Origin of the sequence: Desulfurococcus sp. (assembly GCF_049970475.1) — an archaeon.
GTDB lineage: Archaea > Thermoproteota > Thermoprotei_A > Sulfolobales > Desulfurococcaceae > Desulfurococcus > Desulfurococcus amylolyticus.
Window position 1 is genome coordinate 1 of record NZ_JBMFMW010000029.1, and the last position, 11,536, is coordinate 11,536.

The 11,536-nt window shown below is 46.7% G+C and carries 12 protein-coding genes and 1 pseudogene; 11 read left to right on the forward strand and 2 right to left on the reverse strand.

What is annotated here, in order from left to right:
• The 4 genes and pseudogenes from ACP5N5_RS02990 to ACP5N5_RS03005 all read left to right on the forward strand — a co-directional run.
• Window positions 1–543: pseudogene (locus ACP5N5_RS02990) on the forward strand (tRNA(Ile)(2)-agmatinylcytidine synthase); the annotation flags it as partial.
• 145 nt (window positions 544–688) lie between these two features.
• A complete protein-coding gene (locus tag ACP5N5_RS02995) occupies window positions 689–1,885 on the forward strand; it encodes a pyridoxal phosphate-dependent aminotransferase (protein WP_042667365.1) in 1,197 nt (398 codons plus the stop codon).
• A 210-nt stretch (window positions 1,886–2,095) separates the two neighbouring features.
• A complete protein-coding gene (locus tag ACP5N5_RS03000) occupies window positions 2,096–3,484 on the forward strand; it encodes a pyruvate carboxylase subunit B (RefSeq protein WP_428132735.1) in 1,389 nt (462 codons plus the stop codon).
• Between the two features lie 20 nt (window positions 3,485–3,504).
• Window positions 3,505–4,077: an HD domain-containing protein gene (locus tag ACP5N5_RS03005; RefSeq protein WP_042667363.1), complete on the forward strand. Its 573-nt coding sequence runs from the start codon at window positions 3,505–3,507 to the stop codon at window positions 4,075–4,077.
• A gap of 56 nt (window positions 4,078–4,133) precedes the next feature.
• Here ACP5N5_RS03005 and ACP5N5_RS03010 read toward each other — a convergent pair whose 3' ends face one another.
• Complete coding sequence (locus ACP5N5_RS03010; protein WP_276814555.1) at window positions 4,134–4,982, reverse strand: M55 family metallopeptidase; 849 nt, start codon at window positions 4,980–4,982, stop codon at window positions 4,134–4,136.
• A gap of 111 nt (window positions 4,983–5,093) precedes the next feature.
• On the opposite strand from ACP5N5_RS03010, the gene rpiA reads away from it, so the two are divergent.
• Both rpiA and ACP5N5_RS03020 read left to right on the forward strand, forming a co-directional pair.
• A complete protein-coding gene (rpiA, locus tag ACP5N5_RS03015) occupies window positions 5,094–5,825 on the forward strand; it encodes a ribose 5-phosphate isomerase A (RefSeq protein WP_012608132.1) in 732 nt (243 codons plus the stop codon).
• A 5-nt stretch (window positions 5,826–5,830) separates the two neighbouring features.
• Window positions 5,831–6,262: a metal-dependent hydrolase gene (locus ACP5N5_RS03020; RefSeq protein WP_428132742.1), complete on the forward strand. Its 432-nt coding sequence runs from the start codon at window positions 5,831–5,833 to the stop codon at window positions 6,260–6,262.
• An 82-nt stretch (window positions 6,263–6,344) separates the two neighbouring features.
• On the opposite strand, the gene ACP5N5_RS03025 is transcribed toward ACP5N5_RS03020, so the two are convergent.
• Complete coding sequence (locus ACP5N5_RS03025; protein ID WP_428132745.1) at window positions 6,345–7,826, reverse strand: hypothetical protein; 1,482 nt, start codon at window positions 7,824–7,826, stop codon at window positions 6,345–6,347.
• Between the two features lie 63 nt (window positions 7,827–7,889).
• Between ACP5N5_RS03025 and ACP5N5_RS03030 the strand changes: the two genes are divergently transcribed.
• Genes ACP5N5_RS03030 through ACP5N5_RS03050 form a run of 5 tightly spaced genes read left to right on the forward strand, consistent with a single transcriptional unit; the run spans window position 7,890 to window position 11,389 of the window.
• Window positions 7,890–8,759, forward strand: coding sequence for an ATPase (locus ACP5N5_RS03030; protein ID WP_012608129.1), 870 nt, complete (start codon window positions 7,890–7,892; stop codon window positions 8,757–8,759).
• A gap of 27 nt (window positions 8,760–8,786) precedes the next feature.
• Window positions 8,787–9,722, forward strand: a complete 936-nt coding sequence (locus tag ACP5N5_RS03035; protein WP_428132753.1) for a translation initiation factor eIF-2B — start codon at window positions 8,787–8,789, stop codon at window positions 9,720–9,722.
• Entirely contained in the window at window positions 9,719–10,717 is a 999-nt protein-coding gene (locus ACP5N5_RS03040; protein ID WP_012608127.1) for a ribose 1,5-bisphosphate isomerase, read from the forward strand. The genes ACP5N5_RS03035 and ACP5N5_RS03040 overlap by 4 nt, the downstream gene beginning before the upstream one ends.
• 7 nt (window positions 10,718–10,724) lie before the next feature.
• Entirely contained in the window at window positions 10,725–11,024 is a 300-nt protein-coding gene (locus tag ACP5N5_RS03045) for a hypothetical protein (protein WP_012608126.1), read from the forward strand.
• Window positions 11,025–11,029: 5 nt separating this feature from the next.
• The gene (locus ACP5N5_RS03050; protein ID WP_428132759.1) at window positions 11,030–11,389 is read left to right on the forward strand and encodes a metal-sulfur cluster assembly factor; all 360 of its coding nucleotides are present in this window, start codon (window positions 11,030–11,032) and stop codon (window positions 11,387–11,389) included.
• Window positions 11,390–11,536 lie beyond the last annotated feature (147 nt).

Here is an 11,536-nt window from a genome sequence, read left to right on the forward strand (position 1 = left end):
TGTGATGTACACCCATATATGTGTGTGAGGCTGACTGGTACTGTTTCATCGAAGCCCCGGCGTATACAAGGAGGGCACCTCGTCTTCAAGGTATGTAACAAGTGCTGTATGGATGTAGCAGTCTACGAGCCAACGAAACGTTTCAGGGATGTAGTGGAGAAGCTGGAACCTGGTGACAAGGTGGAGGTGATGGGGTGTGTGAGACCTGGGAGTAGGTCCCATGGAGCAACATTAAACCTAGAGAAGATATGCGTGATAGAGCTGGCCCGGAAAACCATTAAGTTGAACCCATTATGTCCCAAATGCGGTAGGAGGATGGAGAGCGCTGGGAAGGGTAAGGGGTTTAAGTGCAGGCACTGCGGCTATAAGAGCCTGGAGCTCAGTAAGGAGGAGATAGTGGTGCCTAGAGATATTCAAGCCATGTGCTACCAGCCACCGCTCCATGTGTTTAAGCATGTTATGCGGCCATTGGGGAGGCCTGTAGTACACAGGGTTTTTACGGGGAGCGAGCTAATCACACCTTTTGTCTGGAAACTATCGTAGGATCACGGGATCATTGCTGCCATATCTAACTGGTTGGATTGAATGATTCTTTTATAAGAACATATTTGCGGAGTCCTGGTTAAATGTGTTTATATATTTATGGCTATATATAGATAGTATGTATCACTCTAGAGGTGTCTAGCCGTTGAATATATCTAGACGGGTGTTAAGTCTCCCAGTCAACCCTCAGAGAGTTCTCATCGCTAAGGCAGAGGAGCTATCTAGACAGGGCGTCAAGGTATATAACTACACGGCTGGGCAGCCTGGCCTCCCACCGGATCGCGAGGCCCTCGAATACTTCATAGAGATGGTTAGGAAGGATCCCTTTAAACACTTCAGATATGTATCGACACAGGGGTTGCCGGAGCTAAGGGCAGCTATCTCGGATGACTTAAAGAGGTATGGAGGTATAGATGTCCAGCCAAAGGACATCCTCGTGACCACTGGAGGAGCCGATGGATTAGTCCTATCGATATATACACTCCTCGATGAAAGGGATACACTGCTACTACTTGATCCATCCTACAGCGTATACTGGGATCTCGCTAAGCTAACCGGCTTAAAGGTGGAGACTTGTAGACAGACCCTTGAAAATGGGTTCAACCCTGATCCAGAGTGTATAAAGGAGAAGCTAGGCTCGAAGGCTAAGGCAATACTCCTGGCCAGCCCTGATAACCCAACTAGTAGAATACTTAGCAGTGAAGTAGGGAAGACTATTGTAGATGTTGCCTACGAGAAGAAGGCTTGGATAATATATGACGTTGCATACAAGCACCTAGTCTATGAGGAAGAACACCTATGGCTTGAGAAGCTTGCTCCATCCATGGATAATATAGTCGTCGTCGGCTCATTCAGTAAAGACATAGCAATACCAGGGGGTAGGCTTGGATACGTGTACGGGTCGGGCAACACTATATCAGAGATGACTAAGCTGAAGGGTGTGCTAGGTATAGTCGCCCCCGTACCGATGCAGTGGATGGCATATTACTATCTCTCCCAGGGATTCAAGGAGAAATACCTCCGCGACGTGATCCCAGTGTATAAGAGACGCCGGGACGCAGCATATGAGGCTTTCAGGAGGAACCTGCCTCATGCAAGGATACAGAAGCCCGTTGCAAGCATGTACTTGTTCCCAGATATGTCATACTACATCAAGAAGAAGGGGTTAAGTGACGTGGAGTTCACGATGAAGCTTATAGAGGAGAAAGGCGTTGCAATGCTACCCGGCTCCATATTCGGTGAAGCCGGTGTAAACCATCTCAGAATAACATTCGTCACAATGGATGAGAAAAACCTTGTTGAAGGCATAGAACGCCTCGCGGAGTTTGTTGGCGAAAGATGATGTATTTTAGTTCACCAGTAATCTATCCCTATAAGTAATTTTTAATATATCTCATCGTGTAGTATGTAGTTTAGCTAGGGATCTCTTGCTAGGGGCTTCCTTCTCGGGTACGCTAGTCTTTATAATACAGATATTAAATATATCGATAATAATTAACTTGGATTAGAATAGAATAAGGCTTTCCCCTACATGTTTCAATGGGTGATATTAGTGGTTGAAATAGTTGATACAACACTGAGAGATGCACACCAATCATTGATTGCAACCCGTTTAAGAACCGAGGACATGATCCCCATTCTCGAGAAGATCGATAAGGCAGGTTTCTACAGTATCGAGATGTGGGGTGGAGCTACATTCGACGTCATGATAAGGTATTTGAATGAAGATCCCTGGGAGAGATTACGGCTTATACGTGAAAGAGTCCACAGGACCAAGCTTCAAATGCTTTTACGTGGACAGAACCTGGTTGGATACAGGCATTACCCGGATGACGTCGTGGAAAAGTTTGTCGAGCTCTCCTACAAGAATGGCATAGATGTATTCAGGATCTTTGATGCATTAAATGATGTAAGGAATATGAGGACATCCATAGCTAAAGCCAAGAAGCTTGGCGCTATAGTCCAGGGCACGATAACGTATACTATAAGCCCTGTCCACACCATAGAGCACTACCTGAAGATAGCCGAGGAGCTCGCTGCGTTGGAGGTAGACCATATAACGATAAAGGATATGTCAGGTATACTAGACCCATATACAGCATATACGCTGGTTAAAGCGTTAAAGGAGAGGTTAAAGATACCTGTTGACATTCACTCACATTTCACAGGTGGGCTAGCTGTAGCCACATATGTTAAAGCTGTTGAAGCCGGAGCAGACTTCATCGATACATCGATAAGTCCCCTAGCATTCGGCTCAGGTCAACCAGGTATACAGACAGTCTATCACGCGCTCCCTCCTGAGAATAGGCCAAAGATAGATCTAAAGGTGGTGGGGGAGATAAGCAGTTACCTGGAGAAGATTGTTTTCACCAAGTACAAGGACCTAATAAACATAAAGGTCTTCATCCCGGACCCCAATGTCCTTGAGCACCAGGTGCCAGGCGGTATGATAACCAATTTCATCATGCAGCTTAAGCAGCTGGGGGCAGAGGATAAGCTGGAAGAGGTATTAGCGGAGGTGAAGCGCGTCAGGGAAGACCTGGGATGGCCTCCACTAGTCACTCCCTCCTCGCAGATTGTGGGGGCCCAGGCTGTTCTCAACGTTATAAACGGTCGTTACAAGGTTGTGACTAAGGAGGTCAGGGACTATGTGAAGGGGCTGTATGGTAGGCCGCCTGCACCAATAAAAGAGGAGATTATAAGGCTGGTTCTAGGTAATGAGAAACCTATTGAGGTGCGCCCGGCCGACCTATTGAAGCCCATGTATGAGGAATGCTATAAAACCGTTAAGGAGAAGGGGTATTATAGTAAGGAGGAGGATGTACTCACCTACTGCCTATTCCCCGAGGTTGCTGCGGAGTTCTTTGAGAAGACTAGGAAGCGGGCTGTAGCGGTGAAGGTTGCAAACCGGGATCTATGGGATGAGATACTGGGCTTCTGAGCCAGTAGGGTGTATTGTCATTGAACACCAGGTATATTCTAAACCTGCGCCACATACCCAGAACCGGTTGGCTTCTGAGAGGTGTACCCCCCGTTATCGCGGAGAGTGTTGCCGAGCATATCTTCCTTACATCAATCATAGCGATGGATATAGCTGAGAAACTATGGTCGAGGAATATCAGGCTCGATAAAGCGCGCACTCTATCCATGAGTATAATACATGATGTACCAGAGGCGGTCACAGGCGACATAATAAGGCTTGTCAAAGCTAACGCGGAGGAATACTTCTCGATAATAGAGTCCCAAGCGATCAAAGAGCTGGGTATACAGGAGTATGAATCCCTTTACAACGAGCTCTCAAGCGGTGAAACCCTTGAATCCATAGTGGTTAAAGTAGCCGACGATGTTGCAACCATCCTCGAGGGAAGAAGGCTGATGGAGATGGGGTATCATCAGGTTGAGGAGATAATTGTTAATGTAGAGGTACATCTAAGGGAACTGGTTAATGCGAAGACACCTGTAGAGGTAAAAGACGTCCTCTGGGAGATAGTGAGTGAGTACCTGGATGCATCTGTCTTCAGTAAACAAAAGTAGTTTCAGTCCTCTGGCATCCCCCTGTCCTGAAGAGTGTTGCTCTCGGCTGTAACACGCTATTTAATATTGTTTTTCAAGGAGTCTACACCATAGCCAAGGTGGGCGATGAGCTCTATGTAGCCTAGTAGCTCGCTGGCCGTATTCGCTGTGAACTCGACCCTGTATGCATCTATCCTTTTAAATATTGGTAGGGGTTCGAGTATATCGGCTATAAGGGAATCCCTGAGCGTTAGCTCGGCCTTGAACGGCTTGCTCCACTTGAGAGGCTGGACCTCTCCTTTCTTCAGCTTCTTCACTGCTTTAGACACCCCTTCTCTGAGAGCCTCTGTAACCTTGTCTATGCCAGGGTATGATGCACTATACCTTGATACACCCTTCTTTAGGGGGACGAAGATCGTCCAGGGAGAATATTTTTCAACCTCGGCTCTGAGGTGTTCGTCCCCGGCTAAGAGTACCACGGGGACGTTGTGTTCTCCGGCGTACAGACTATTCAAAATGAACTCGCTGACCCTTTCACCGTTAACCCTTATCTCCGTGAAGGTTCTACCACTCATTGTGTGATCCAATATTCCGTGAGGGGTCCCCGCTGCCGCATGGTACCCGATGAATAGCGCTGCATTGAAGCTTGAATCCAGTAGTGTCACCATGCTGAATTGACGTGGATAACCCTGTACCAGCTCAGCCCTACTGTCCAACTCCAAGTAATCTATGTTCGTCATTAATCCATGGCTATCAGCGACATATATTGCGTCGAAGCCATGGGTAGCCAGTTCATCTATCACAGTGTTTAATAGCCTTGTCAGGACTTTTACAGCTCTATTAAATTGCGTGTTACCTGGGTTAAGCATCGTCAAGGAGGATACTCCCGGTAATCCCTCGAGATCGACTGAGATATATGCTTTCACATGCACGCACCCTTGTCATGCTTTATTACTCGATAAATAATTAATCTTACTCTATCATTTATATTCAACGTATGTCGGCTTTCAACTAACCGGGAGCACCTGGTGCTTGATATGGATGCTTCAAGCATTATTGAGCAGGCGAAGTTAAATGCCTGTGACTATGCCTGTAGGCATCTATATGAGAAATATGGTGATGCCTTGGTAGTAGGGGTTGGTACGGGTTCGACTGTGAAACTGTTGATCACTAAGTGCAGGGATTTCTTCACCGAGAGAATACTGGTCCCCTCATCCCACGACACACTCCTCCACCTGGTATCCCTCGGACTTAACACGGCTGTCGATCCAGCTGGAGTCGATGATATCGATCTATACATTGATGGAGCCGATGAGGTTTCGGGAAAACTAGACCTCGTCAAGGGGAGGGGTGGGGCCTTCCTAAGGGAGAAATCCCTTGCTGTACGTAGTAGGGTTAGGATGTATGTGGTTGACTACACTAAGTATACTGGGCTTAACCACATATACGTTAAACCTATTCCGATAGAGGTTGTACCTGTCTCGGTGAAATATGTTATCAGGAAGCTACAGGAGCTAGGGTATGGCGAGCCATTGCTGAGAATGGGTACTGGGAAGGATGGCCCAGTGGTCTCTGACAATGGGAACTTTATCGTTGACTACAGGCTTTTAAAGCCTGTTGAAGACCCTTTATCTCTCCACAACACGCTTAAACTAGTACATGGAGTGATTGAAACAGGTATATTCCCTTCAAACCTGGTTGACATCGTTGTGGTCGGGGAACCAGCCGGGGTCAGGGTGCTTGGAAAAAACACTGGTGGGAGGGAGTAGGGGTAGTGAAGGGGGTTACACACCTGCTTCTCGGTGCTGCAGTAGGCTTATACATAGGTTATGATGCATTATCCTCCATCGCGGCCTCCATGATATCCGGGGCATCGGCTCTGATACCGGATCTCGACCTACACCTAGGGCACCGTAAAACATTGCACAATATATTTGCGCTAGCGGTGTTCACAATCGTGGTGACGATAATCCTAGATCACATCGGAGTGAGAAACGAGCTGATCCCCAAGGCGGTGGCGCTTGGATGGCTCACGCATATATTAAGCGATGTTCTCAATATCCAGGGAGTACACTTATTCTACCCGTTCTCAGAATACTCGATCTCCCTGAAGATAGCTAGAAGCGATAGTATAGTGCTGAATATACTGGTATCCCTCATATCCATAATACTAATCGCACTGAGAATCCTCCAGTTCGCATATTGAGTCAGCAACTATTAACTTACCCTTGACACGTATAGGGCTGGATGGATGATTATGGGATATTTGAAAAATCCTTAAGTTCACTCTATTGTTTCCTACTTACAGTCTTAACTACGAGGAACCCTATTAATGCAGTTATGGCTAAGGTAACCGCTATACCTAGTGTTATATATGTATATGCCTGGTTGTAGAGTGATTGAGCCTTTTCGAGTTCCGTCTTTACACTGGTTACCTCAGTGTTTAGAATAGTGTTCTCGGATCTACATGCTGCAAGCTCCTGGTTCAACTCATTTATCTTCTGGTTCTGTGATGACAGTGTGATGTTTAACTCGTTGAGTCTGCTGGTTAAATCATTTACCTCATTGTTTTTCTCAGCTATTACTTTGAGGAGTATGCTTGAGCCCACGGGGGTCAGAGAGCCCGTGGACCATAGGAGCGAGGCCAGTTGGCTACTGGTGAACACCATGTCTAGCTGTGCACTGCCTCCAACTGTAACTAGGTACCCTTTTCCACTCTTGTCCCCAGGGCTGAATACTGCTAGTAGTGAACCCTTATAGGCGTTCGAGATATCCAGTAGCATGGACTTGAATCCAGAATAAACTGCGTTAACGAGCTCCGTGGAGGGGTTGCCGTTTACAGCATTCCTCAGTATAATCATCTGTGGTACGTAGATTAGGATACTTGTTACATTGGGGTTCGCGAGGAAGAGGTTTGCTATGTTGCTGAGTGACATCATAGTCTGGTTGAGCCACCAAGCTGTAGCGTCAACCGGGAGCCTTCCAACTATTTCACGGCTCACCATGAACCATTGTACAGTATACTGTATTATCTTGTTCAACCCACTGCTAACCCCGCTACTCATCTCAAGGCTCCCGGGGAAGAAGAGTGTTATGTTGTCTGCGCTGGCGTTTACAACGTAGAAGCTCATCGTGTAGTTTCCTGCTGAAACCATCCCAGTATCGTTCACTAAGACCAGTATCCTGGGAGGCGTCAACTCATTGGTAAGCGATGTGTTCAGGGACCATGTGTAACCATGCTTTACAATCTCTACTGTGAGAATGTTACTGGATAGGTTAACGTTGACGTCGGATCCTAGTTCATCCCAGTAGAAGCTCGTGTTGGCTCTAAGGGATATTATCCTAGGCGGTATGTATTTCCTTGACGCATTGAACAAGGGGTTGAACGCGTATGGGTGAATACTTGGATCCACGAATGGATTATTCACTAAACCCGTGCTATTCCATAACACGAGCACCCTGGATTGATTCACCAGGGTGTATGGTGTAGTAGATCCAAGGTCCCCAGTTGGCTTAGCGCCTGTTGTAAGCCAGTAAAGATATTGAAGCGGATCCATGTCTTGATCCGGCTCTACAGTATACACGTTGACCTGGCTCCCATTACCATATACATCCCTGACGATAGCTAGCACTCTCTCCATGTCCGAGCCCGGGAAGTATATGTATATTATTTTAGAGGGTATGTTCTGTGAGAACACGTATAGTATACTTGTAGACTCCAGTAAAACCAGGGTTAGCAGTATAATTGAGAATAAAGCCCTGATACCCATTATCATACACCATGATTCAACAATGTATAAGGCGTCTGGGTTATAAACATTCTTGGTGGAACAATGAGGCTACTGATAACCGGGCTACTCCCACATGACTCCGGCAAGACGGTTATAGCACTCAACCTCTCTAAGGCACTCTCTAAGAGTCTGAGGGTATTCTACTTCAAGCCGATTGCAGGGCATAGTGGGTGGTATCAAGCCGAGACCGTGAAGCACTCTCTTGAAGCAGGGATACTAGTAGGCCACGACGCTTACACTGCTGCCAGGGAGCTAGGGTTACTAGACAGGGTGCGCTTGGTGAATCCTGTGGACCTACTCACTATGCCGCCTGATCCATTAAAGTATATTAAATCAATAAGGCTCTACCTGGGCATCCTCGCCGACGTGGCTTCTCAAACTGTTTTAATGAGGATCAGCCGTCCACTAGAAGGCGTCGATGAGTACTTCATTGTAAGAGAGAATGCTAGGAGGTTGAATAAGGTTGCATTAACCGTTCTTGAAGGGTTGATCGAGAGGTTCTCAGCCAGGGGTAACGTGGTGTTTCATGATGCTGAGCCAGGCTTGATCATGAAGCTATTCAGTAATAGGGAGGCACTCAACTGGTTGAACAATATATATGGGCTCCTCAGCGAGTACGATGTAGTTGTCACCGAGAGCTATAATAATGCGGCTACACCAATAGAGGCCTCACTCGATAGCGACCTAGTTCTTGTAACAGCCCCTACAAGGCTATTGATATACAGGGGCACCCGTTACAGGCAGGGGGTTGAGGCCTTCTCGATGGGGAGGCCACCATGGCTGGTGGACGTAGGCGGTATTGTGGAGGTTCTAGGGGAACCATTGAAAACCATGGATATACCTTACTCTAATACCAGTGAATTCAATGACTTTATTGATCTCCTGGTAGAGTTTATTACCTCCTATCAATAACTAGTCTTCTCTAAAAGGTGCTGGGTAATGTCTGAGCTTGAAAGACATGGGTTTACCCGGAGGGCAACTGGATCCGAGCTATTATTTCAAATAGCCTCGGCTTTAAAGGAGTCGAGTAGTGATGTGAAGTCGTTTGCAAGAACCTTTACAAGGATCTATGAGGATATAATCAATGAGAGGCCTAGCTCGATGGCGTCCATCAATGCTTTAAGGATGATCGGTGAGTACTTCCTGGAGAACGGGGTTAACGGGATCCGGGACTACATTGATGGTATTGCCGCCAGGTACGAGGAGAGCATCATGAGAGCGGCTGAGGTGGCGGCTAAAAGAGTCGTTGAGGGAGACGCGTTGATCACTAATAGTAATAGCCTAGCTATTCGAAGACTCTTCAAGACCCTAAGCGATAGCAAGGTCAAGGTAAAGGTATATGTTACTGAGTCCAGGCCGGGCCTCGAGGGATTGTTAATGGCTGAGTACCTGGAGAAACTGGGCTTCGAGGTCTACTTGATCGTTGACTCAGCTGCCCGCTTCTTCATGAAGAACATTGATAAGGCGGTGTTGGGGGCTGAAGCAGTTGCTGTAAACGGCGCTGTAGTGAGTAAGATTGGGACAAGCGTTATCGCCCTGGACGCACATGAAGCCAGGGTAAGGGTATTCGTTGTAGCACCTACATTGAAGTTTAGTATTGAGACCATATACGGGGAGTTAATTAAGTTGCCTGAGGGAGACTGGCGTCTCCTAATGGATGAGAACACTAGGAGAACCCTCCCAGAGAACTATAGAGCCTTCGCGCCCCTCTACGATGTAACTCCAGCCGAGTATGTGGACGGCATAGCAACCGAGAAAGGATTATTTGCTCCGCAGGCGATACCGATAGTCATCAGGGAGGTCTACGGAGGCTTTCCACCTCTTGTAAAGCCCCTTGAGAAAATAGCGATGGAGGTAAGGAGGTACCTGGAATGAGCGATGTTAGTATACCTCCAAAGGTCCTTGAGATAGCTGATGGAATAAAGACGATGAGGATCCGGGGAGCTGGTAAGATCGGGCGGGCAGCAGCCGAAGCTTTGAAAATAGCGGCAGAGGAGTATAATGGACCACGGGATGCATCCCTATTTAAGAAGTATATTGGAAGAGTCGCCGATATACTCATATCGACGAGGCCTACCGCTGTAAGCCTACCTAACGCAGTCATGTTTATTCTTTCCAGTCTAAGGGATCAATATGGCTTCGACGAGGCCCATTCAGCCATAGTGAGTGCTGCTAATAGATTCATCGAGGAAAGCCTGAACGCGGTTAAGAAGATAAGTGAAATGGGTGCTAAGAGGATAAAGGAGAACTCCATCATACTTACACATTGCCACAGCAGCGTCGCAGTGAATACTATAACTGAAGCATATAGACAAGGCAAGGTGGTGAAGGTCTACAGTACCGAGACACGTCCATTCTACCAGGGCAGGATAACCACAACGCAGCTCCTGAATAACGGGGTACCTGTTGTCCAGATACCTGATAGTGCTGTGAGGTATGTTATGAATGATGTGGATTACGTGGTAATAGGGGCTGACACGATTACAAGTAATGGAGCAGTGATAAACAAGATTGGTACAAGCCAGGTAGCTTTAGCAGCCAAGGAGGCCAGGGTACGCGTCTACGTTGTAGCCGAGTCATATAAGTTCTCACCTATAACACTCGTCGGGGAACTCGTGCCAATAGAGTTCCGTGATCCAAGCGAGATAGTCCCCGAAGAGTGGTTGAAGCAGCATCCAGGCGTCAAAGTATTGAACCCCTCATTCGATGTCACGCCTCCCGAGTACATTGACGCCATAGTAACTGAAGTCGGAGTTATACCACCTCAATCAGCGATACTCGTGCTCATGGAGAGGCTTGGCTGGGCACTGGAAAAGATTAAACAGGGTTTATCAATATCTACAATAAGGTTTGAGGACTTGTTGGAGTAAGATGTGTATGTCCAATATATTAAAGATGAAGCAGGGGATAGTGAGACTAATAGATGAATCAAGCGAGCAAGCCTATAAGATAGCCTTCTATTCAAATCCTGATGTAAGTAGGATACTGGAGAGGCTAATAGCTGAGTGGGAGAGGAATAATCGGAAGGGGATACCCCTCGATTATGCAACGGAGGAGGAAGTAGAGGTAATGTATAATATAGCTGTCAAGATATCCAAGACGCCTCCCCAGGCATTAATGTCAACGTATCTCAGCGAGATAATGCCTTCTAGTAGCGGGGAAAAGAAGAAGAGGTGACACCTGTGAGTGAGGAGTTAAAGAAGAAGATAGTCGAGGTATTAGAAACCATAACAGACCCTGAGATAGGGATCGACGTCTACAACCTAGGGTTAATCTATGATATACAAGTTGTCAACGATAAGACGGTTAAGATAACAATGTCCTTTACAACCATGTTCTGCCCCCTTGCCTCCACACTCCCATTAATGATAATTGATGCATTGAAGGAGAAGCTTGGCATAGACGCCGATATAGATATAGTGTATGACCCACCGTGGACACCCCTCAGGATGACGGAGAAAGGTAGGGTATTGTTCAAGGAGAGATTCGGCTACGATATAGTGGAGGAATATGTTAGGAGCCAGCAGGAAACAAGAGAATAGCTGAATCTTTTTTAATCAAGCCTGTTAAAACACATTTTTATTTTTAAAGATTATTGAATCATGTTGAGTAGGCGTGGTGGATTAATGTGTCTTGGAGTATTTTAACACTGCTCAGGGATAACCCCGAGCTATTAAAGGAACACGTTA

Bases quoted from the DNA above. Each gene is read 5' to 3' on its own strand.
- ACP5N5_RS03025 (WP_428132745.1), bottom strand. From the start codon at position 7,826: ATGGGTATCAGGGCTTTATTCTCAATTATACTGCTAACCCTGGTTTTA.
- ACP5N5_RS03040 (WP_012608127.1), top strand. From the start codon at position 9,719: ATGAGCGATGTTAGTATACCTCCAAAGGTCCTTGAGATAGCTGATGGA.
- ACP5N5_RS03045 (WP_012608126.1), top strand. From the start codon at position 10,725: ATGTCCAATATATTAAAGATGAAGCAGGGGATAGTGAGACTAATAGAT.
- ACP5N5_RS03030 (WP_012608129.1), top strand. From the start codon at position 7,890: ATGAGGCTACTGATAACCGGGCTACTCCCACATGACTCCGGCAAGACG.
- ACP5N5_RS03035 (WP_428132753.1), top strand. From the start codon at position 8,787: ATGTCTGAGCTTGAAAGACATGGGTTTACCCGGAGGGCAACTGGATCC.
- rpiA (WP_012608132.1), top strand. From the start codon at position 5,094: ATGGATGCTTCAAGCATTATTGAGCAGGCGAAGTTAAATGCCTGTGAC.